The sequence below is a fragment of the Streptomyces sp. NPDC088733 genome, from assembly GCF_044751185.1.
Lineage (GTDB): Bacteria > Actinomycetota > Actinomycetes > Streptomycetales > Streptomycetaceae > Actinacidiphila.
The window spans coordinates 16,814-41,348 of sequence record NZ_JBIVLH010000044.1 but is presented as its reverse complement, the minus strand read 5'-3'; the positions used below and the strand labels follow the sequence as shown (position 1 = coordinate 41,348).

At 73.1% G+C, this 24,535-nt stretch carries 3 protein-coding genes and 2 pseudogenes; 2 read left to right on the top strand and 3 right to left on the bottom strand.

What is annotated here, in order from left to right:
* The first annotated feature begins 172 nt into the window (after positions 1-172).
* Positions 173-8,275: a type I polyketide synthase gene (locus ACIP64_RS40200; protein WP_401597474.1), complete on the top strand. Its 8,103-nt coding sequence runs from the start codon at positions 173-175 to the stop codon at positions 8,273-8,275.
* A 169-nt stretch (positions 8,276-8,444) separates the two neighbouring features.
* Complete coding sequence (locus ACIP64_RS40195; RefSeq protein WP_401597472.1) at positions 8,445-9,641, top strand: cytochrome P450; 1,197 nt, start codon at positions 8,445-8,447, stop codon at positions 9,639-9,641.
* Between the two features lie 126 nt (positions 9,642-9,767).
* Here the strand turns inward: ACIP64_RS40195 and ACIP64_RS40190 are convergent.
* From ACIP64_RS40190 to ACIP64_RS40180, 3 genes and pseudogenes are all read right to left on the bottom strand, one after another.
* A pseudogene (locus ACIP64_RS40190) lies at positions 9,768-15,050 on the bottom strand (SDR family NAD(P)-dependent oxidoreductase); the annotation flags it as partial.
* A 122-nt stretch (positions 15,051-15,172) separates the two neighbouring features.
* Positions 15,173-21,604 carry a type I polyketide synthase gene (locus ACIP64_RS40185; RefSeq protein WP_401597476.1) on the bottom strand — a complete coding sequence of 2,144 codons (6,432 nt, stop codon included), beginning with the start codon at positions 21,602-21,604 and terminating at the stop codon, positions 15,173-15,175.
* A 52-nt stretch (positions 21,605-21,656) separates the two neighbouring features.
* Positions 21,657-24,503 (bottom strand): annotated as a pseudogene (locus ACIP64_RS40180) (type I polyketide synthase); the annotation flags it as partial.
* Positions 24,504-24,535 lie beyond the last annotated feature (32 nt).

Sequence of the window (24,535 nt, the reverse complement as noted above, 5' to 3'; positions counted from 1 at the left end):
GCTCCACACCCGCGGGATCCCCGTCGACTGGACCCCCGCCTACACCAACACCCACCCCCGCCGAATCCCCCTGCCCACCTACGCCTTCCAACACATCCACTACTGGCTGAACTCCGACGCGGCCGCCCGCGGCGCCTCGGGCCACGGCCAGATCTCGTCCGCCCACCCGCTGATGACCGCCGTGATCCCAATGCCGGACTCCGACGGTGTGACACTCACCGGGCGGATCTCGCTGGACACCCACTCCTGGCTGGCTGACCACACCGTTCTCGGCAGCACTGTCGTGCCCGGTACGACCTTCGTCGAGCTGGCGATCCGCGCCGGCGACCAGGTGGACTGCGGGACCCTGGACGAACTCACCCTCCAGACGCCGCTGGTCCTGCCGCCGCAGGGCGCTGTCGCGATTCAAGTCGCCGTCGGCCCGGCCGAGTCCGACGGCCGACGCCCGGTGAGCGTCTACTCGCGCGGCGAGGGGCAGTCCCCCGACGCCCCGTGGATCCGGCACGCCCAGGGACTGCTCGACCGGACTCGCCGGAGTGAAGACGTCGACCTGCGGGTCTGGCCGCCGGCGGGAGCCGTCCCGGTCGACGTGACGGGCCTGTACGAGGAGATGGCGGGCCGCGGTTACGGTTACGGTCCGGTGTTCCAGGGGCTGACGGCCGCCTGGCGACGTGGCGACGAGGTGTTCGCCGAGGTCGTGCTCCCCGAGGCGGCCCGGTCCGACGCGGCCGCGTTCGGACTGCACCCCGCCCTGCTCGACGCGATGCTGCACGCCACCGAACTCTTCGTACGCCCCGACACCGCGGAATCCGGGATCGCGCTGCCGTTCGCCTGGACCGGGGTCCGCCTCTACGCGAGCGGCGCCACCGCCCTGCGCGCGCGGCTGGCGGCCGATCGGTCGGGCGCGGTGTCCTTCACCTTCGCCGACCTGCAGGGTGAGCCGGTCGGTTCGGTCGGGGCACTGGTCTCACGTCCGGTGACCGCCGACCAGCTGGACCGGCCGAGCGACCACGCCGCGGCCGGGCTCCACCGGATCGCCTGGACGCCCTGGACTCCTGCGAGGTCAGGCGGTGCGGCCTCCGGCGCCACACCGACCACCCCGCACGCCTGGGCCGTTCTCGACCTCGACCGGGACGCTCCTCAGCTGCCCGTACCGGCGCACACCGCCGTCACTCACCACCCCGATCTGGCCACGCTCACCGAGGCCGTCGACCAGGGTGCCTCTCGGCCTGATCTCCTCGTGCTTCCGCTGAACCCTCCGGTGGCCGACCCCGCCGTCCTGCGGGCCACCCTGCACCGCGTCCTCGACGTGCTGCAGAACTGGGTCACCACCGCGCACTACGACGACGTCCCGCTGGTCGTGCTGACCCGCGGGGGCGTCAGCACCGACACGGACGAGCACGCACCCAACCCCGTGACCACGGCGATCGCCGCCATGGTCCGATCGGTACAGGCGGAGAACCCCGGCCGTGTCGCGCTGGTCGACCTCGATCCCTCGGGTGACCCGGCCGCCGACACCGCGGTCCTTGCCCACCTCGCCGAGATCACCGATCCGGCCGTCGACCACGAGCCCGAGGTGGCGGTGCGTGCGGGTGGGGTGGTGGTGCCGCGTCTGGTGCGGGCGGTTGCCGGTTCGGGGGTGGTGTCGTTCGCCGAGGGCGGGACGGTGCTGGTGACCGGTGGCACCGGCGGCCTCGGAGCCCTGACGGCTCGTCATCTGGTGGAGCGACACGGCGTACGGCACCTGCTGCTGGTGAGCCGGCGTGGCCTGGAGGCTCCGGGTGCGCGGGAGTTGTGTGAGGAGTTGTCTGCGCTGGGCGCGGAGGCGGTGGATGTGGTGGCGTGTGATGTGTCGGATCGCGGGCAGGTGGCGGCGCTGCTGGCGTCGGTTCCGGCCGGGCACCCGCTGACGGGTGTGATCCACACCGCGGGTGTGTTGGACGACGGGACCCTGACGTCGTTGACGCCCGAACGCATGGACACGGTGCTGGCGCCGAAGGCGGATGCTGCGTGGCATCTGCATGAGTTGACGCGGGACCTGCCGTTGTCGGCGTTTGTGTTGTTCTCGTCGGCTTCGGGTTCGTGGGATGGGGCGGGGCAGGGGAATTATGCGGCGGCGAACGGTTTTCTGGATGGTCTGGCTGTGTTGCGGCGGTCGGAGGGTTTGGTGGGGGTGTCGTTGGGGTGGGGTTTGTGGGATGTGCGGAGTGGGATGACGGGTCATCTGTCGGGGGCTGATGTGTCTCGGATGGCTCGTGGGGGTGTGGTGGGGTTGTCCGCGGGTGAGGGGATGGCTCTGTTTGATGTGGGGTGTGGTGCGGGGGTGCCGGTGGTGTTGCCGGTGCGGTTGGATGTGGCGGCGGTGCGGGCGTCGGGTGGGGGTGTGCCGTGGTTGTTGCGGGGGTTGGTGCCTGTTGGTGTGGTGCGGCGTTCTGTGTCGGCTGGTGTGGTGGGGTCCGGTGCTGGTTCGTTGGCTGATGCGTTGGTGCGGATGCCGCGTGAGGAGCAGGACCGGGTACTGACCGATCTCGTCCGCAACCAGGTCGCAGCGGTACTCGGACACGAGGACGGCCAGGCCGTCCAGCTCTCGCGGGCGTTCAAGGAACTCGGCTTCGACTCCCTGCTCGCCATCGAACTGCGCAACCGCCTCAACGAGCGGACCGGTATCAAACTGCCGGTCACCCTGGTCTTCGACCACCCGAGCTCGGAGATCCTGACCGGATACCTCAGGACCCGGCTGGTCGGCTCGGAACCGGCCGAGCCGATCCAGGCGCCGGCCGGCGTCGCGGTCTCGGACACGGACCCGATCGTGATCGTGGGCATGGCGTGCCGCTTCCCGGGCGGGGTGACCGGCCCGGACGGCCTCTGGGACCTCGTGGCTCAGGAACGGGACGCCATCTCGTCGTTCCCCGACGACCGTGGTTGGGACCTGGAGAAGATCTTTGACCCGGAACCGGGTCTGCCGGGGCGTACTTACACGCGCGAAGGCGGCTTCCTTCACGACGCGGCGGATTTCGATGCGGAGTTTTTCGGGATTTCGCCGCGGGAGGCGTTGGCGACGGATCCGCAGCAGCGGTTGCTGCTGGAGACGGCGTGGGAGGCGTTGGAGCACGCCGGGATCGACCCGACGGGGCTGCGTTCCAGCCGGACGGGTGTGTTCGCGGGTGTGATGTATCACGATTACGGGTCGCGGGTGCTGGAGGTTCCGGAGGGTGTCGAGGCGTTCCTCGGCAACGGCAGCCTGGGCAGCGTCGTGTCGGGTCGTATCTCGTATGTGTTGGGTCTTGAGGGTCCTGCGGTGAGCGTGGACACGGCGTGTTCGTCGTCGTTGGTGGCGTTGCATCTTGCGGCGCAGTCGCTGCGGCAGGGGGAGTGCTCGCTTGCTCTGGTGGGTGGTGTGACGGTGATGTCGACGCCGGAGACGTTCACGGATTTCGGTCAGCAGCGTGGTCTGTCGGTGGACGGGCGGTGCAGGTCGTTCGCGGCTGCGGCTGATGGTGTGGGTTGGAGTGAGGGGGTGGGGCTGCTGGTGGTGGAGCGGTTGTCGGATGCGCGGCGGCTGGGGCATGAGGTGTGGGCTGTGGTGCGGGGCAGTGCGGTGAATCAGGACGGGGCGAGCAATGGTCTGACGGCGCCGAACGGTCCTTCGCAGCAGCGGGTGATCCGGCAGGCTCTGGCGCAGGCGGGTCTGGGTGTGGGGGATGTGGATGTGGTCGACGGGCATGGGACTGCTACGCGGTTGGGTGATCCGATCGAGGCGCAGGCGTTGCTGGCGACCTATGGTCAGCGGTCGGGTGGGCGTCCGTTGTTCCTGGGTTCGGTGAAGTCGAATCTGGGGCATGCGCAGGCGGCTGCGGGTGTGGCGGGTGTGATCAAGATGGTGATGGCGATGCGTCATCGGACGCTGCCGGTGACGTTGCATGTGGATGAGCCGTCGCCGCAGGTGGACTGGTCGGTGGGTGCGGTGGAGTTGCTGACGCAGGCCCGCGAGTGGGAGGTGGAGGGGCGTCCGCGCCGTGCGGGTGTGTCGTCCTTCGGGATCAGCGGCACCAACGCCCACGTCATCCTCGAAGAAGCACCCGAGGTTCCGGAGTCCGTACCGGGATCGGCAGACGGCTGGGCAGGTGGTGCGTTGCCGTTTGTGGTGTCGGGGCGTGGTGTGGGTGGTTTGCGGGGGCAGGCTGGGGTGTTGCGGGATTTTGTTGCTGGTTCTGTGGGTGTGGGGCTGGCGGATGTGGCGGTGTCGTTGGTGTCGTCGCGTGCGGTGCTGGGTGATCGTGGGGTGGTTGTCGCGGGGGATCGGGAGGGGTTGCTGGCGGGGTTGGACGATCTTGCCGCGGGTCGGGGTGTGTCCGGTGGTGTGGTGTCGGGGGTGGCGCCGTCGGGTGGTGTGAGGCCGGTGTTCGTTTTCCCGGGTCAGGGTTCTCAGTGGGTGGGGATGGCTCGGGGGTTGTGGGAGGGTGTGCCGGTTTTCGCGCGGTGGTTGGAGGAGTGCTGCGGGGCGTTGTCGGCGCAGGGTGGGGTGGATGTGCTCGGTGCGTTGCTGGGCCGGGATGACGCGTTGTCGCTGGATCGGGTTGATGTGGTGCAGCCTGCGTTGTTCGCGGTGCAGGTGGCGTTGGCGCAGACGTGGCGGGCGTTCGGTGTGGAGCCGGGTGCTGTGGTGGGGCATTCGCAGGGGGAGATCGCCGCGGCGTTCGTTGCGGGTGTGTTGTCGTTGGAGGACGCGGCGCGTGTGGTGGTGGTGCGCAGTGGGTTGATCGCTGGGGGGTTGGCCGGTGGTGGGGCGATGGTGTCGGTTGCTCTGCCGGCGGTGGAGGTTGCGGGGCGGCTTGCTGCTTGGGGTGGGCGGGTGTCGGTTGCGGTGGTGAACGGTCCGCGGTCGGTGGTGGTTGCCGGGCAGGCGGATGCGGTTGCCGAGGTGGAGGCTGTGTTCGCGGGGGAGGGTGTGCGGGTGCGGCGGGTTGCGGTGGATTACGCGTCGCACAGTGTGATGGTGGAGGCGATCCGGGGGGAGTTGCTGGAGGGTTTGTCGGGGGTGGTGTCGGGTGTGTCGGCGGTGCCGTTCTATTCGGCGGTGACGGCTGGGGTGCTGGGGGGTGAGGGGCTGGATGCGGGGTACTGGTACCGGAATCTGCGGGAGCCGGTGCGGTTCGAGGAGGTGGTGCGGCGGTTGGCCGCGGATGGTTTCTCGATGGCGGTGGAGGTCAGTCCGCATCCGGTGCTCGTTCCGGCGATCGAGGAGATCTTCGCGGAGGGCGAGGGTGGCCGTTCGCTGGTGACGGTGGGGACGTTGCGGCGTGAGCGTGGTGGTGTCGGTGATCTGTACCGGGCGTTCGGTGAGGCTTTCGTGCAGGGTGCGTCCGTTGATTGGGCGCGGGTGTTCGAGGGTTCGGGTGCGCGGCGGGTGGCGTTGCCGACGTATGCGTTCCAGCGGCGCAGGTACTGGCTGGACCTGGCACGCACGGTTCCCACCGATGCCACCCACCTCGGCCAGACCCCCCTCACCCACCCCCTGGTGGGGGCCGTCGTCCCGCTGTCCGACCCGGACGGTCTCGTGATGACCGGCCGGCTCTCCCTGCCGACCCACCCCTGGCTCGCCGACCACGCCGTCATGGGGCAGACGCTGCTCCCCGGAGCGGCGCTGGTGGAACTGGCGGTCCGGGCCGGCGACGAGACCGGCTGTGATCATCTGGAGGAACTGACCCTGGAGGCACCGGTGTTGCTCTCCGGTCCCGAAGGTGTCGCGCTTCAGGTCGTCGTCGGTGCCGGAGACGAGGACGGCAGGCGGCCGGTGACCGTACGGTCCCGCCCGGACGCCTCCGCGTCCGGTGCCTGGACCCGGCATGCGACCGGAACACTCGCTGCCTCCCGCCGCCCCGCCTCCTTCGACCTGCGGCAGTGGCCGCCGGCCGGCGCGCGGGCGATCGACCTCGACGGGGTCTACGACCGCCTGGCCGACCGCGGTTACGGCTACGGCCCGGTGTTCCAGGGCCTGACCGCGGCCTGGCAGCGCGGCGACGAGGTCTTCGCCGAGGTTGTGCTCCCCGAGGCGGCCCGCTCCGACGCGGCCGCGTTCGGACTGCACCCCGCCCTGCTCGACGCCGCTCTCCAGACGTCGATGCTCGGCGACGATTCCGACGCGGCGGTGTCCCTGCCGTTCTCCTGGACCAGGGTGACCCTCTTCGCCAGCGGCGCGCGGACCCTCCGGGTGCGGCTGGCACGGACCGGGACCGACACGGTCTCGCTCGCGCTGGCGGACGCCACCGGAGCCCCGGTCGCCGAAGTAGCCGGCCTGGTCGCACGTCCACTGCCGGCCGGCGGGCTGTCTCCGGCCGCACCGGCGGAGGACACCGTCCACCAGGTCGCCTGGGAGCCGTTCACCGCCCCCGACGTCGCGATCGACCCGAAGACCTGGGCCCGGCTGGGGACCGCCGCTGACGACGTACGCGTGGCCGGCGGCGCGGGACTCGCGGTCTACCCGGACCTCGCGGTCCTCACCGCGGCGCTCGACGGCGGGGCGACAGCGCCCGAGACCGTGCTGCTGCCCTGCTCCCCGGTCGCGGAAGAAGGTGCCGACGTGCCCGCGAGGCTGCGCCGGACCCTCTGGCACACCGCGGACAGCCTCCGCGGATGGCTCGCCGACGACCGCACCGCCGGCTCCCGGCTGGTGCTCCTCACCCGGGGCGCGGTCCCGGTGACGGCCGGCGGCACGGTCGCCGATCCGGTGGCCGCGTCGGTGTGGGGTCTCGTCCGCTCCGCGCAGGCCGAGCACCCGGGGCGGTTCGTCGTGGTCGACCTGGACGGGGCGGGCACGCTGCCCGTGACGCTGCTGGCGAGCATCCTCGCGGCCGGGGAGCCGCAGGCGGCGATCGGCTCGGGGACCGCGTTCGTTCCCCGGCTGCGGCCCGCCGCATCACCCGGCGCGACCGCCCCGCACACCGGTTTCGCCGAGGGCGGGACGGTGCTGGTGACCGGTGGCACCGGTGGCCTGGGGGCCCTGACGGCCCGTCATCTGGTGGAGCGGCACGGGGTACGGCGCCTGCTGCTCGCGGGCCGGCGTGGTCTGGAAGCCCCGGGGGCGCGGGAGTTGCGGGAGGAGCTGTCCGCGCTGGGGGCGCAGGTGGTGGACGTGGTGGCGTGTGATGTGTCGGATCGCGGGCAGGTGGCGGCGTTGCTGGCGTCGGTTCCGGCCGGGCACCCGCTGACGGCTGTGATCCACACCGCGGGCGTGCTGGACGACGCGACGCTGACCTCGCTGACGTCCGAGCGGCTGGACACGGTGCTGGCGCCGAAGGCGGACGCCGCCTGGCACCTGCACGAACTGACCCGGGACCTCCCGCTGTCGGCGTTCGTCCTCTACTCCTCTCTCGCCGGCACGCTGGAGACCGGAGGCCAGGCCAACTACGCGGCCGCCAACGCCTTCCTCGACGGTCTGGCCCACCACCGGCGGACCCTCGGACTGCCCGCGCTGTCCCTGCCGTGGGGGCTGTGGTCCCAGCCGACCGGGATGACCGGCGGTCTGGACGCCACCGGCCTGCACCGCATCAAATGCACGGGCACGGTGCCGCTGACCCCGCAGGAGAGCCTGGCGCTGCTCGACCGGGCACTCGCGGCCGCGGACGCCGCAGTCCTGGTGCCCACCCGGCTCGACCTGGACGTGTTGCGGCGCAGCGACCCGGAAACGGCGGCCGCGCTCCTGCGCGGCTACGTCCGCCCGCCGCGGCGGCAGGCCGCCGCGGGCGCGGCCGGCCCCGCGTCATGGCGCGACCAGCTGGCACGCCGGACGCCCGGGGAGCGGCGCCGCGCCGTGACCGAGATGGTCAGGCGGGCCGTCGCGGGTGTGCTCGGGTACGACGGTGCGGAAGCCGTACGTCCCACGCAGTCCTTCCGCGAGATGGGATTCGACTCGCTGGGCGCTGTCGAACTGCGCAACCGCCTTGCCACGGAGACCGGTATCCGGCTGCCCGCCACGCTGGTCTTCGACCACCCGAGCCCGTCGGCGCTCGCCGAGCACCTGCTGGAGCAGGTCGCTCCGGCGGAGGCGGCGGCAGCCGTTGACGACGCCTCGGCCGGGGAGCGACTGCGGGCGATCCCGCTCTCCCGGATTCGGGAGGCCGGCCTTCTGGACGCTCTGCTGGCACTCGCCCAGCCGTCCGATCGGTCGCCGGCCGTCTCGCCGGCCGAACCGGCCGCCGACGAGAGCGAGTCGATCAAGGCGATGGACGTGGACGCCCTGATCCGGAAGGCGCTCGGTGAACCGACGGCCGAGTGACGGCGTTCGCGGGGCCCGGCGAACAGCGCCCCCGCGGGGAGTCGACGCCGCGGGCGGGGTGTCCCGCCCGTAAGGGCCGTTCAGGTATCTGAAGTCCGGCAGCAGCCGTCCCGGAAGGGACGGCTGCTGCCCTGGTGATTGCGAGGACCACATGACAGAAGCGGCTTCGGTGAACGCCGCACCACCCACCCCCGTCCCCTATCCCTTCACCGGCAGTCACGGCCTCGATGTGCACGAGGCGTACGCCGCCGCCAGGGCGGCGGACGGGATGATCCGCGTGCAGTTGCCGTACGGTGAACCGGCCTGGCTCGCCACGCGCTACGAGGACGTGCGGTTCGTCATGGGCGACGCGCGGTTCTCACGCGCGATGTCGGTGCAGCCCGGCGAACCCCGCTACACACCGGCCGTCAGCGAGACGACCATCATCTCGTTCGACGCGCCCGAGCACACGCGGCTGCGGACCCCGGTGGTCCGCGCCTTCTCCAGGCTTCGGGTGGAGGACATGCGCCCCTGGGTGCGCAAGGTCGCCGACGAGCTGCTGGACGCCATGATCGCGGGCGGCGACCGTGGCGATCTGGTGGGGGGATTCGCGTTGCCGCTGCCGATCGCGATCCTCTGCGAACTGCTCGGCGTGCCGGACGCCGACCGGCCGCAGTTCCGCGAGTGGAGTGATGCGGCCCTGTCGACGAGCCCGCTGCCGGCCGAGGAGCGGGAGCAGCGCATCATGGCCCTCTACGGTTATCTGGCGGCGCGGGTCGCGGCGGCCCGCGGCGCGGAGGAGCCGCAGCAGCACGACCTGCTGTCCGCGCTGGTGGCCGCGCAGGACCCGGAGGACGAGCTCAGCGAGCAGGAGCTCACCGAACTCGTCCTGGGCATCGTCTTCTCGGGCTACGAGACGACCGCCTCGATGTTCCCCGACTGTGTTCACGTGCTTCTGGGGCATCCGGACGAGTGGGCCGCTCTGGTCGCCGATCCCGAGCTGATCCCCACCGCTGTCGAGGAGTTGGTGCGGTTCGTGCCGATGGGTATCGGCGGGGCGTTTCCGCGTTACGCCAAGGAGGACGTGGAAGTCGGCGGAGTGCTGGTCCGCGCGGGCGAGCCCGTCCTGCCCGTCATCTACGCGGCGAACCGCGACGCCGGCCAGTTCCCCGAGCCGGACGCGATCCGGCTCGACCGGTCGGCCAACCAGCACCTCAGCTTCGGCCACGGAGCCCACTACTGCCTCGGCTCGAGGCTGGCCCGAGTCGAGTTGCAGGAGGCACTGCACGCACTGGTGACGAAGATGCCGGAGCTGAAGGCGGTCGAGGACATCCAGTGGAAGGAATCGGTCATACGGTCGCCGGAGCGGATGGTCGTGAGCTGGTGAACAGCGGGAGGCGGGTCTGCTGAGCAGGCCCGCCGCCCCGGCGACCGCCGTGTGTACGGTGGCGGCACAACGCGCGACGCCCCGGGCCTGCCAGGCCCGGGGCGTCGCGCTGTCTCTGTCACACCGTCAGATCAGCCGTTTCGACGTCAGCCAGTCGTGAACCGCTCGGGCTGTGTGAGCGCCGTGTTCCTCCATCATCGAGTAGTGGTTGCCGGGCACGTCGACCACGTGGTCCATGCCCTCCAGCGTCGTCTGCCAGGGGCCGTGCGTCGACTCGGGGTCCATCGGCTCACTGGCCCGGACCAGGAGCACGGGCACCTCGATCGGCCGGGGACGCCAGCCGGTGAAGAACCCGAACGACCAGATGTAGGCGGCCAGTCGAGTGCTGTCGATGGGTACCACCCCGGCGGCCCGGTCGTACATCACCCGCATCATCGCGACCCGGGCCTCGTCCAGGTAGGGGTCGTCGAGGGTGTAGGTGTCGAGCAGCGCCACCGCCCGGGGCGGACGGCCCAGTGCGCACAGATGCCGGGCGATCTCGTACGCGACGAGTCCCCCCGAGGACGTGCCGAGCAGGACGAACGGTTGGTCACCCACATGCCGCAGCACCGCCTGCGCCTGGAGCGACAGCAGGGCCGCCGCGTCGGCGGGCAGCGGTTCGTCCTCCGTGAACCCGGGCGCGGCCAGGGCGGAGACGCTCCCCGGACCCGGCCAGGCGGCGGCGAACCGGTAGTACACGTGGGCGCCCGTGATCGGGACGATCGGGTTGACGCAGACCATCCGCAGGCCGCCCTCGCCCGACACCAGGGGCACCGGCGCGGGTGGCTGCGCCATCTGGGACGGATCGCTGAACATCGGCCGCAGCCGGGCGACGCTCATCAGCAACTGCCCGGCGTCCTCGGCCCTGCCCCGCTCGACGGCGTCGAAGTACAGGTCGCTGACCTTGTCGGTCATCGCGGTGTCGGCCGCCGTTGCCGCTGCCGCCCCGGGGTCCGCGCCGGCCAGCTGCTCGCCGACGTACTGCGCGAAGTCCGCCAGGTCGGGGTGGTCGAAGACGACCGTGGGCCGCAGGTTCAGGCCGGTCGCCCGGTTCAGCCGGTTGCGCAACTGCATGGCGGTGAGGGAGTCGAATCCCAGGTCGGGGAAGGCGCGACGGGTGTCCACGGCCTCCGCCGCCTTGTGGCCGAGCACCGCGGCGACGTGCTCGCGGACCAGTTCCAGCGCGGCCTGCTGCCGTGCGGCCCCGCTGAGGGCGGCCGGCCTGGCCGCCGTCCCGGCCGGATCGCCGTCCGGTACCGTGTCGCGGTGCTCCGCGGTGGCCGGCTCTCGCAGTGCCCGCCGCACCTCGGGCAGCTCGCCGAGCAGGGGGCTGGGGCGCCCGGAGGTGAACCCGAGCGCGAAACGCGCCCAGTCGACACCGGCGATCACGGCGCAGCCGTCGTCATGGGCCACGGCTTCCAGCAGTGCGTCCAGCGCCCGGTCGCCGTCCATCGGCAGCACTCCGCGCCGCCGCAGGAACCGTTCGGCCTCCGCGTTGCCCGCCATGCCGTCACCGGCCCAGGCCCCCCAGGCGATCGAGGTGGCCGCGGCGCCGCGGGACCGCCGCCGCTCGGCGAGCGCGTCGAGCGCGGCGTTGGCCGGCGCGTAGGCGCCGTGTCCGGCACTGCCCCACACCCCGGAGCCGGAGGAGAACAGCACGAACGCGTCCAGCGGGCGGTCACCGAGCAACTCGTCCAGGAGCTCGGCGCCCCGGACTTTGCCGGACAGCGTCTCGGCGAGCTCGGTGATGTCCAGGTCCCCCAGCGGCACCGGCCGTACGGTCCCCGCGGCATGCACCACCGCTGTGACGGGCTGCGCCTGCGGTACCGCCGCCAGCACCGCGGCGAGCGCCTCTCGGTCGCTGACATCGCATGCCGCGAGCGTCACCGAGGCGCCGGACGCCTCCAGTTCCGCGGTGAGCTCCTCGGCCCCCGGGGCCTGGGCGCCCCGTCTGCTCAGCAGCAGCAGGTGTTCCGCGCCCTCGGCCGCGAGCCTGCGGGCGACCCGCGCCCCCACCCCGCCGGTGCCGCCGGTGATCATCACCGTGCCGTGCGGCCGCCAGTCCCTCGCGGTCGCGGGATCCGTCCGAGGCTCGGCGCGGACCAGGCGTCGTACCGAGGCCCCACCGGCTCTCAGGGCGATCTGGTCCTCGCCGTGGCCGCCGCAGATCGCGGAGGCCAGCAGGTCGGAGCCGGCGTCCGGCGCCCAGTCGACCAGCCCGCCCCAGACATGAGGAAGCTCCAGCGCGGCCACCCGCCCGAAGCCCCACAGCTGCGCCTGTGCGACAACCGGCGCCGCGTCCGACGGGGAGACCGCCACCGCGCCCCGGGTCAGCAGCCAGAGCGGGGCGCCGGACGCGATGTCACCGAGCGCCTGCACCAGCGCCAGGGTGGCCGCCATCCCGGTGGGGACCTCAGGACGGGCAGGGTGCGGCCGCTCGTCCAGGCCGAGCAGGCTGACCACACCTGCGGCGCCCTCGGCGGCGGTCCGCAGCCGGTTCGTCAGCGAGGTCCGGTCCGCTGCCGCCTCGACGGTGAACAGCTCCACCTGGGCGCCCGCCCGGGTGAGGGCCTCGGTCACCGATGCGGCCGGCTCAGCGTTCACATTCCCGTCCGGCACGGCCAGCAGCCACCGGCCGGATGCCGTGGCGGCGGGCAGCGCACCGGGCCCCCGCCACACGACCTGGTGGCGCAGGCCCTCGGACGCCGGGTCCTCGGTGTCCTGGGTGTCGGGCAGCGGCAGCCAGAAGCGCTCGTGCTGGAAGGCGTACGTCGGCAGGTCCACCCGACGTCTCCCGGCGCCGAACACGGCCCGCCAGTCCACGTGCGTGCCGTGCACATGGACCTCGGCGAGGGAGGCCAGGAACCGGTCCCAGCCGCCGTCCCCGCGGTGCAGCGTGCCGGTCGCCACGACGTCAAGACCGAGGGCGGCCGCGGTCTCCGTCACGGCGAAGCGCAGCGCCGGGTGTCCGCTGGGCTCGACGAAGACCCGGTGGTCCTGTGCGAGCAGCGCCCGGGTGGCCTGTTCGAAGGAGACCGTGAGCCGGAGGTTGTCGTACCAGTAGGCGGCGTCGAGCCGCGCGGTGTCCAACTCGCCACCCGTCACGGAGGAGAAGAACGGGATACGGGAGGAGCGCGGTACCGTCCCGGCCAGGTCGGCCAGCAGGGCAGCCCGGACCTCGTCCACCTGCGCCGAGTGGGAGGCGTAGTCCACCGCCAGCCGGCGTGTCCGCACTCCCTCGGCCGCCCACTGCTCCTCCAGGGCCGCGAGGGCCTCGGGCTCGCCGGCGACGACGGCCGAGGACGGTCCGTTCACCGCGGCCACGGACACCCGTCCCTCCCAGGGCCTGAGGTATTCCGCCAAGCGGTCCTCCGGCAGCGCCACGGACGTCATCCCGCCGCGGCCGGCGATCCGGGCCACCGCCATGCTGCGCAGTGCCACGATCCGTGCCGCGTCCCGCAGCGTCAGCGCCCCGGCCACATAAGCGGCGGCGATCTCGCCCTGGGAGTGACCCACCACGGCGGCGGGCTCCACGCCGACGGAACGCCACACGGCGGCGAGGGAGACCATCACCGCCCACAGCACCGGCTGGACGACGTCCACCCGGGCCAGCGCGGCCTCGTCGTGCAGGACGTCCAGGAGCGACCAGTCCACGAACTCGCCGAGTGCCGCCGCGCATTCGGCCATGCTTTCGGCGAACACCGGAGAGGTCGCCAGCAGGCCGTCGGCCATACCGAGCCACTGCCAGCCCTGTCCGGGGAAGACGAACACGCTCCGGGCGCCGGGCTGTGCGACGCCGTCGACCACCGGTGCCGCCGGGTCCCCGGCCGCGAAGGCCGCCAGGGCGCCGGTCAGCTCGGCGTGGTCCCGCCCCACCGCGACCGCACGGTGGGCGAGGACCGGACGGCTGGACACCAGCGAGAACCCGACGTCCGCCGGGTCCGGGTGCGGCTGGGCGGACACCCGGGCCACCAGCCGGGCCGCCTGCTCCCGCAGCGCCGCCGCACTCGCACCCGAGACCACCCACGGCACCACCTCAGGCGCGGGAGAACCCACCTCCGCCGGCTCCGTCAGTCCCTTCGGCTCGGGTGCCTGTTCGAGAATGACGTGGGCGTTGGTGCCGCTGATGCCGAAGGCCGACACGGCCGCGCGGCGCGGCCGGCCGCGGTCCGGCCAGGGGGTCTCCCGGTCGAGCAGTGCGACGGCGCCGGCGGTCCAGTCGATGTGGGTCGAGGGTCTGCCGATGTGCAGCGTCACCGGGAGGGTGCCGTGCCGCATCGCCATGACCATCTTGACGATCCCGGCGATTCCGGCCGCTGCCTGGGTGTGGCCGATGTTGGATTTGACGGAGCCGAGGTGGAGGGGGTGTTCGGCGGCGCGGTCGCGGCCGTAGGTGGCGATCAGCGCCTGCGCCTCGATGGGGTCGCCGAGGACGGTGCCGGTGCCGTGGGCCTCGACGGCGTCGACGTCGTCCGGCGCCAGTCCCGCGTCGGTCAGCGCCTGCCGGATGACGCGCTGTTGCGCCGGGCCGTTGGGGGCGGTGAGGCCATTGCTGGTGCCGTCCTGGTTGACCGCGCTGCCGCGGACGACGGCGAGGACGGGATGCCCGTCGCGTACGGCGTCGGACAGCCGCTCCAGCACCAGGACACCGGCGCCCTCGGACCAGACCGTGCCGTCCGCTGCGTCCGAGAACGGCCGGCAGCGGCCGTCGGGCGAGAGCCCGCGCTGCCGGCTGAACTCCAGGAACATCCCCGGCGTCGACATCACGCTGACCCCGCCGGCGAGGGCGAAGGAGCACTCCCCGCGCCGCAGCGCGTTGGCCGCCAGATGGACCGCCACCAGCGCCGACGAGCAGGCGGTGTCCACCGACAGTGCCGGGCCGCCCAGCCCGAGGGCGTAGGAGATCCGGCCCGACATCACGCTGGTGGCCGCCCCGGTGCTCAGGTAGCCCTCGAACTCCTCGGGAACCGTGCCCATCCGCCCGTAACCCTGGTGGAACGCGCCGACGAACACCCCGCCGCCGCTGCCCGCCACGCTCTGCGGATCGATACCGGCCCGTTCCAGCGCTTCCCAGGCGGTCTCCAGCAGCAGCCGCTGCTGGGGGTCCATCGCGTGCGCCTCGCGCGGGGAGATCCGGAAGAACTCGGCGTCGAAGCCGGTGGCGTCGTCGATGAACCCGCCGGTGCCGACGTACGTCGTCCCCGGCTGGTCGGGGTCGGAGCTGAACAGGTCAGTGGTGTCCCAGCCGCGGTCGGTGGGGAAGGGGGAGATGGCGTCGACGCCCGCGGTGACGAGATTCCACAGGTCCTCTGGGGTGGTGACACCGCCGGGGAAGCGGCAGCCGATGCCGACGATGGCGATCGGCTCGTGCTGTGCTTCCTGGACGGCGGTCAACCGCCCCCGGCTCTCGTGGAGTTCGGCTGTGACCCGTTTGAGGACGTCGACCAGCTGTTCTTGCGTAGCCACTGAGGCTTCCTTTCCGGTGCCCGATCTCAGGCGATGCCGAACTCGTTGTCGATGAAGGCGAGGATCTCGTCCGCGCTCGCGTCCTGGAGCTGCTTGGTGACCTCGGTGTCCGGCGTCTCCGCCTGGTGCCGCTCACGCCAGCGCGTCAGCAGCTGCTCCAGCCGGTCCGTCACATCGGCCACGTCCGCGCTCTCCGACACCCCCTCCAGCTCCGACTGGAGCCGTTCCAGGCTGCTGCGCACCCCGTCCAGCCGGCGTCCCTCGAAGACATCGGCGAGCAGCCGCTCGCCGAGCAGCGCGGACGTCGGGTAGTCGAACACCGAGGTCGCGGGCAGCCGCAGCCCGCTGGCCGCCACCAGCCGGTTCCGCAGCTCCACCGCCGACAACGAGTCGAACCCGAGCTCCCGGAACGGCTGCGCGGGATCGACCGCCTGGGCGCCGGGACGGCCCAGCACCACGGCGGCGTGGTCGCGCACCAAATCGACCGTGAACCGCAACCGGTCGGCCGCGGGTACCCCGGCCAGCCGGTCCGCGAGCGACGTGGCCTGCGCCGCCGCCGGCGCGGCCCGGCGTGCGGCACCGCGTACCAGCGCCCGCATCACATGCGGCACTTGTTCGGGGGAGTCGGCCTTGACCCGTGCCAGATCCGCCGCTCCCACCACCGGTTCCACCGCGCGCGACGCGGCGTCGAACAGCGCGAGCCCGCGCTCCGCCGTGAGCATGCCCAGGCCGTTCCGCTCCAGCCGGCGGATGTCCGCCTCGGACAGCGCGGACGTCATGCCCTGGCCCTGGCTCCAGGAGCCCCAGGCCAGCGACAGACCCGGCAGACCCAGCCGGCGCCGGTGCTCCGCCAAGGCGTCGAGCGCGGTGTTCGCCGCCGCGTAGTTGCCCTGTCCCGGTCCGCCGAACGTACCGGCGAGGGAGGAGAACAGCACGAACGCCGCGAGGTCGGTTCCCCGTGTCAGTTCGTGCAGCCACCAGGCGGCATCGACCTTGGGGCGCAGCACCACGTCGAACCGCTCGGCGGTCAGCGCGTCCACTGTGCCGTCGTCCAGCACACCGGCCGTGTGGAAGACCCCAGTCAGGGGGTGCTGCACGGGGACCTCGCCGAGCAGGCGTTCCAGCGCTCCCCGGTCCGCGATGTCGCAGGCGGCGACCCGGACTTCGGCGCCGAGCGCGGCAACCGAGGCCACCAGGTCGCCGACACCGGCGGCCCGCTCGCCACTGCGGCTGACCAGCAGCAGGTGTCGTACGCCGTGCTTCTCCACCAGGTGCCGGGCCAGCAGCCCGCCCAGACCGCCGGTACCGCCGGTGATCAGGACCGTCCCCTCCGGGTCGAGCGCGGCGGGAACGGTCAGTGCGACCTTGCCGACGTGCCGGGCCTGGCTGATGAAGCGGAACGCCTCCTGGGCCTGGCGTACATCCCACGCACGGACCGGCAGGGGAGCGAGAGCGCCCTCCCGGAAGAGGTCCATCAGCGCGAACAACATCTCACGGATGCGGTCGGGCCCCGCGTCGACGAGGTCGAACGCCTGATAGGTGACGGCGGCGTGCGCGGCGGCCACCTCGGCGGTCTGGCGGATGTCGGTCTTCCCCATCTCCACGAAGCGCCCGCCGCGCGGAAGCAGTCGTAGTGACGCGTCGACGAACTCGCCGGCCAGGGAGTTCAGCACCACATCCATGCCGCGCCCACCGGTGGCCGCCCGGAACCGTTCCTCGAACTCCAGCGTCCGGGAGGACGCGAGGTGGTCGTCGGGCACGCCGAGTGCGCGCACCGCGTCCCACTTGTCCTCACTGGCCGTGGCGTACACCTCGGCGCCCAGATGCCGCGCCAGCTGCACGGCGGCCATGCCCACGCCGCCCGCGCCCGCGTGCACCAGCACCGCGTCGCCGGGGCGCACCCCCGCCAGGTCGACCAGCCCGTAGTACGCGGTGAGGAACACCACCGGGGTGGAGGAGGCCTGCGCGAACGTCCATCCGCCGGGAACGGGGGCCAGCATGCGCTCGTCGGCCACCGCGACCGGCCCGAAGCCGCCCGCGGTCACGCCCAGCACCCGGTCACCCGGACGCAGGCCGGTCACACCGGGGCCGGTCTCCAGCACCACGCCCGCGACCTCGCCGCCCAGCGGTCCGGGGTCGCCGGGGTACATGCCCAAAGCGCTCAGGACGTCGCGGAAGTTCACGCCCGCGGCCCTTACCGCGATGCGTACCCGCCCGTCGGCCAGGGGTGCCTCGGCGTCCGGGGCAGCCGCCAGCGACAGGTCCTCCAGCACCCGGCGCTCACCGCGTTCCAGCCGCCATGCGGCCGTGGCGGCCGGCGGCGTGAGAACCCCCGCGTTGTCGAGCGGTACCAGCCGTGCACCGCTGAGCGCGCCGTCCGCCACCCGCAGTTGGGGCTCGCCGGAGGCGACGGCCTCGGCCAGCAGGGCTGCGGGGAGGCCGGCGGTGTCGGAGACGACCAGGACGAACCGCCCGGGGTTCTCCTGCTGCGCGCTGCGCACCAGGCCCCGGCCCGCAGCCGCCGCGACACCTGCCTCGTCCGTCCCGTGCAGGAGGACCACCAGCAGGGAGGCTGCGAACATCTCGTCCGAGACCCAGCGCTGCAGGGGCGCCAGGAGCTGCCCGGCCACCGAGCGCGTCGCGTCCGGAAGCCCCGCGGCGGGCGCCGTCACCGGCAGCACCACCACCTCCGGGACCGCCGTGCCCGCCTCGACGGCGGTGCTGAGGGCGTCCAGGTCGGTGAAGTGCCGGAGGCCGGGAACCGACGACCCGTCACCGAGGACGGCCCACCGGTCACCGGGCTCGGGGGCGGTGCCGTGCCCGGCGGGAACGGCCGACCAGTCGAGCCGGAACAGTGACCGGGCGGTGTCCCGGGGTGCGCCTGTCGCGCGGGCGCGCGGACGCACGGTGAGGGCGCCCACGGACAGCACCGGCAGCCCTGAGACGTCTGCCGCCTCGACGGACACGGTGTCGTCGCCCACCGTTCGCAGCCGGACCCGCAGCGAGGTCGCGCCGGCGTTGTGCACGGTGACGTCGCTCCAGGAGAACGGCACCACGGATGTGTCCCCGCCGCCGATGGACATGAGCGCGATCGGGTGCAGCGCGGCGTCGAGCAGCGCGGGGTGCACCGAGGAGCGGGCGCCCTCGTCGAGCTGGGCGTCGGGCAGGTGGATCTCGGCGAACATCTCGTCGTCCCGCCGCCAGGCCCCGCTCAGCCCGCGGAAGGCCGGTCCGTACACCAGGTGCGCCTGGTCGGCGAGCCGGTCGTGGAACCCGTCCAGGTCCACCGGTTCGGCGCCGGACGGCGGCCACACGGCGGCGTCGAAACCGCCGCCGCCCGCGGCGCCGGCCGCCGCCAGCACGCCGGAGGCGTGCCGGACCCAGCCGGACTCCTCCTCGCCGGATCCGTCGTCCGTCAGGCGGGACAGTATCCGCACCGGACGGCGGCCCGACGCGTCGGCCGCCTCCACGACCACCCGGACGTCCGCCGACGCGCCCTCGGGCAGCACCAGGGGAGTCTCGATGGTGAGTTCCTCGACCACCGGGCAGCCGGCCTCGGCGCCGCCGCGTACCGCGATCTCCACGAAGGCCGTGCTCGGCAGCAGTACCTCACCGCTCACCCGGTGGTCCACCAGCCACGGGTGGGTGTGCACCGCAAGCCGACCGGTGTACACGAACCCGTCGGAATCGGGCAGTTCCAGCCCCGCGCCGATCAGTGTGTGGTCGACGGGGGTCAGACCCACCGCTGAGACGTCGTCACCCGACGGTGCCGTACGCCAGTAGGGCTGGTGCTGGAAGGGGTAGGTGGGCAGGTCGACGTGCCGGGGGCCGTCGGTGAAGAACGAAGCCCAGTTCGCGGGGGTCGCGTGGGTGTGCAGCCGGGCGAGGGAGGTGAGGAACTGGCGCCACTCGCCCTTGTGGCGGGTGAGGGTGCCCGTGGTGGTGATGTCGAGATTCCCGGTGGAGGCGGTGTCGGTGACGGCGAGTTGGAGGACGGGGTGGGCACTGAGCTCGACGAAGGTGCGGTAGCCCTGTGCGAGGAGCGCCCGGGTGGCTTGCTCGAAGGCGACTGTCTCGCGGAGGTTGTTGTACCAGTAGCCCGCGTTCAGCTCGGTGGTGTCGAGTTCGGTGCCCGTGAGGGAGGAGTAGAAGGGGACGCGTGAGGGCCGGGGTGCCGTCTCGGCGAGGCCGGTGAGCAGATCGGTCCGGAGCCGTTCGACCTGTGGGGAGTGGGAGGGGTAGTCGACGTCTATGGTGCGGTTTCGCACGTCCCGGGCTGTCCACTGCTCCCGCAGCGCTGCGAGTGTCTCGGTGTCACCGGCGACGACGGTCGCGGAGGGGCTGTTGACGGCGGCGACGGCCGCTCGTCCCTGCCAGGGCTCGAGGTCGCGTGCGACCTGGTCCGCGGGGAGCGCGACGGAGATCATGCCGCCGTGGCCGGACAGTTCGGCGGCGATGGCCCGGCTGCGGAGCGCGACGACGCGGGCGGCGTCCTGGAGGGTGAGGGCGCCGGCCGCGTAAGCGGCGGCGATTTCGCCCTGGGAGTGGCCGATGACCGCGTCGGGTTCGATTCCCGCTGATCGCCACACTTCGGTGAGCGAGACCATGACGGCCCACAGGACGGGCTGGATGACGTCGACCCGGGTGAGCGCGGCCTCGTCGTGCAGGACGTCCAGGAGCGACCAGTCCACGAACTCGCCGAGTGCCGCGGCGCACTCGGTCATCGTCCGGGCGAAGACGGGCGAGGACGCGAGCATGCCGTCGGCCATACCGAGCCACTGCCAGCCCTGGCCCGGGTAGACGAAGACGGTCCGGGTGTCGGCGCGCGCGGTGCCGTGGATGACCGGGGACGCCTCGTCCCCGGCGGCGAATGCGGCCAGCGCGCTGGTGAGTTCGGCGTGGTCGTGGCTGACGGCGACCGCGCGGTGGGGGAAGACCGACCGGGTGGAGGCGAGGGAGAACCCGATGTCCGCCGGGTCCGGGTGGGGGTCCTGGGACACCCGGTCCACCAGCCGGGTCGCCATGTCCCGTAGTGCGCCGGGGCTGGCGGCCGAGATCACCCAGGGCACGGCCCGAGGCGCGGGAGCCCCGGTCCCGGCCTGCCCGGCCTGCTGTTCCGGACCGGGACGTGCGCTCTGTCCGGTCCTCCGCTCCGGCTCGGGGGCCTGTTCGAGGATGACGTGGGCGTTGGTACCGCTGATACCGAACGAGGAGACGCCCGCCCGGCGCGGACGGCCGTCGGATTCCCAGACGCACGGCTCGGTCAGCAGCTCCACCCGGCCCTCGGACCAGTCCACGTGCGTGGAGGGCCGGTCGATGTGCAGGCTCCTGGGGAGCCGGTTGTGCCGTAGCGACATGACCATCTTGATGATCCCGGCCACTCCTGCGGCGGCCTGGGTGTGGCCGATGTTGGACTTGACGGAGCCCAGGCGGAGGGGCCGCTCGGCGGGCCGGTCCTGGCCGTAGGTGGCGATCAGTGCCTGTGCCTCGATCGGGTCGCCCAGGACGGTGCCGGTGCCGTGCGCCTCGACCGCGTCGACGCCGGCGGTGGTCAGTCCCGCCGAGGCCAGGGCCTCACGGATGACGCGCTGCTGGGCTGGGCCGTTGGGAGCGGTGATGCCGTTGCTCGCGCCGTCCTGGTTGACGGCGCTGCCGCGGACCACGGCCAGCACCGGATGCCCGTTCTTCACCGCGTCGGACAGCAGCTCCAGCACCAGCATGCCCGCGCCCTCGGACCAGATCGTGCCGTCGGCGCTGTCGGAGAAGGACTTGATCCGCCCGTCGCGGGCGAGGCCCCGCTGCCGGCTGAACTCCACGAACACGCCCGGTGTCGACATCACGGTGGCGCCGCCGGCCAGGGCCAGAGTGCACTCACCGCTGCGCAGTGCCTGGCCGGCCAGGTGCACCGCCACCAGCGAGGACGAGCAGGCGGTGTCCAGCGAGACCGCCTGGCCCTCCAGCCCGAGCATGTACGCCACCCGGCCGGAGGCCAGGCTGCCACCACCGTCCGCGCCGTAGTAGTCGTGGTACATCTGCCCGGTGAAGACGGCGGTCCGGGAGCCCGCGAGCGACAGCGGGTCGATCCTGGCACTCTCCAGCGCCTCCCACGAGGTCTCCAGCAGCAGCCGCTGCTGCGGGTCCACCGTCGCCGCCTCACGGGCCGAGAAGTGGAAGAACGCCGGGTCGAAGGCGCCCGCGTCGTGCAGGAACCCGCCCTGGTTTACGTAGCTGGTGCCGGGGCGCTCGGCACGCGGGTCGAACAGCGCCCCCAGGTCCCAGCCGCGGTCGGCAGGGAAGTCCGACACGGCGTCCCGGCCCTCGTCCACCAGGCGCCACAGCTCCTCGGGCGAGGTCACGCCACCGGGCAGGCGGCAGGCCATGCCCACGATGGCGATGGGCTCGCTCCGCGCGGCGGTCAGCCGCTCGTTGTGCTCGCGGAGCCGCTCGTTCTCCTTCAAGGAGGCGCGCAACGCGTCAAGAATCTGCTTGTCGGACGGTGTCATTGCCGGCTCATGCCTCTCGTGTCGTGCCGTCGTGCGAAGAACCGCCCAGAGCCAGGTTGACCAGGCTCTCGGCGTCCATGGTGTCGATCAGGCCGACCCCGTCGACCTGGTGCGGGCCGGTCCGCGGCCCGGTGCCGGGCTCCTCGGCCAGCGCCAGCAGTGATGTGAGCAGTCCGGCCTCGTCGAGCCGCTCCAGCGGGATCGAGCCCAGCAGCCGCCGGACCTCCTCCTCGCTGCGGGTCGGTACGGAACCGCGTCCGTCCCCCGGCGCGGCGTCGGCCTGCCGCCGTGCCATCTGCTCCGCCAGGTGGTCGGCCAGCACCCGCAGCCGCGGGTAGTCGAAGACCACCGTGGCCGCCAACCGCACCCCCGTCACCGCGTGCAGCCGGTTGCGCAGGTCCACCGCGGCGAGCGAGTCGAAGCCGAGCTCCTGGAAGGCCAGATCGGGTTCGATCTCCTCGGTGCCGCTGTGCCCGAGCACCATGGCCACCTGCTCGCGCACCGTGTCCAGCAGCAGCCGGCGCCTGCGGCGTTCGGGTTGCCCGGCGAGCCGGGCCGCCAGGGCGCCGGCGTCCGAGGAGCTGCCGCCGTCCCGCCGGGCCGCCGCAGTCCGGGGCCGGCCCACCGGCCGTAGCAGCGGCGGCAGTTCGTCCGGACGTGTCGAGCGTGCGACCTGGAAGCGCATCGGTACCAGTTCGGACTCCTCCGCGCGCAGTGAGGCGTCCAGCAGCTCCAGCGCGCGCCCGGTGGCGAGGCCGACGACGCCGCCGCTCGACATCCGCGCCACGTGGGTGTCCGACAAGTGCCCGCTCAGTTCACTGCGCTGCTCCCACAGACCCCAGGCCAGGGATACCGCGGGCAGTCCCAGCGCCCGGCGGTGCCTGGCAAGGCCGTCGAGGAAGCCGTTGGCACCCGCGTAGTTGGCCTGGCCGGGGGAACCCAGGGTGCCGGCGGCCGAGGAGAACAGGACGAACGCGGACAGGTCCAGGCCGCGGGTCGCCTCGTGCAGCCGCCAGGCCGCGTCCGCCTTGGGCCGCAGCACCGTATCGAGACGTGCCGGCGTCAGCGCGGACAGCACACCGTCGTCCAGTACGCCGGCGGCGTGCACCACGGCGGTCAGCGGGTGCTCCGCGGGCACCGCGGCCAGCAGCTCCGCAAGGGACTGACTATCCGTCAGGTCGCACGCCTCGACCCTGGCCACGGCGCCCGCCCGGCCGAGTTCGGCCACAAGGTCGGCCGCCCCCGCGGCCCGCATGCCGCGCCGGCTCACCAGCAGCAGCCGCCGCATCCCGTGCACGGTCACCAGATGCCGGGCGACCAGCGAGCCCAGCAGCCCGGTGCCGCCGGTGACCAGCACGGTGCCCTGTGGGTTCCAGCCGCCGGGCACCGCGCCCCGGGCTGTCCCGGTGCCGGGCGCGGGGACGGACTCCGGGGCCTGCACCAGGCGGGGTACCAGGATGTCACCGCCGCGAACGGCCAGTTCCGGCTCGTCGGCGGCTGCCGCGAGCACCGCACCCATCGGCACCGCGGCGCCGGCCGGGTCCACGTCCACCAGCACGAACCGGCCGGGGTTCTCGGAGCGTGCCGAGCGGACCAGACCCCACACCGCGGCGCCTGCCAGTGCCCGAGCGGGGTCGTCCGTGCCCGCCTGCCGCCCCGGAGCCACCGCGCCGCAGGTCACGACCACCAGCCGCGAGGCGGCGAACCGTTCGTCGGCGGCCCAGGCCTGGGCCGCTCCCAGCACGTGGTTCAGGGCCGTCCGTGCCGCGTCCGCGGGCTCGTCGCCGGCCGCGGTGGCGCCCAGGGCAGGCAGGACCACCCAGTCCGGTGCCGGCGAGCCCTGGTCCACGGCCTGTGCCAGCGCGTCCAGATCTGCGTGGTGGACCACCGAGGCGCCGGCGAAGTCCCCGTCGCCCCCGGTCGGCGCACCGGTGCCGAGCACGGCGACCGGACCGGTGAGCGGGGAGGCCGCACCGGACGTCCGGGACCAGTGGAACCTGAAGACGCTGCCCTGCTCGTCAGGGGCCGCGAGCCGGTCCGAGGCCACCGGCCGGAACGCCACCGACGCCACCGAGGCGACGGGCCGCCCCGCCGCGTCCGCCAGTTGCAGTGCCACCGCGCCCGCTCCGACGCCGGTCATGCGCACCCGGGCAGCCGCGGCGCCGGGGGTGAACAGCCGTACCCCGGACCACGCGAAGGGCAGCCGCAGGGCGCCACCGGCCTCGTTCCCCGCAGCCGGGGCCAGCGCCACCGTGTGCAGCGCGGCGTCGAGCAGCGCCGGGTGAATGCCGTACCGTCCGGCCTGCTCGGACACCTGGTCCGGCAGCGCGACCTCGGCGAAGACCTCCTCGCCCCGCCGCCACGCCGCACGGATGCCCTGGAACGCCGGGCCGTAGCCGTAGCCGGTCGCCGACAACTGCTCGTACAGGTCTGTCACATCGAGGGGGACCGCGCCCGCGGGCGGCCAGGAGGCGAGGTCGAAGTCCTCCCGCGTGGTGTCCGGGACCAGGGAGCCCGAGGCGTGGCACATCCATTCCTCGTCGTCGTGCCCGGCCGCGTCGGGCCGTGCGTGGACGCCGATCTCCCGGCGGCCGGCCGCGTCCGCGGCGCCGACGACGAGCTGTATCCGGACCCCGCCGTCGGCGGGCAGGACCAGCGGTACCCGCAGCTCCAGCCCCTCCAGCAGGTAGCCGGCGATCCGGCCGGCGACGTGCAGCGCCATGTCGGCGAAAGCCGCGCCCGGCAGCACCACCCGGCCGGACATCACGTGGTCGACGGGCCAGCCGAGAGCGTCCGCGCTCAGCCGGCCGGTGTAGACCGTGGTGTCCGACTCGGCGAGCCGCACCGCGGCACCCAGCAGCGGATGCCCGGCCGCGTCGAGACCCG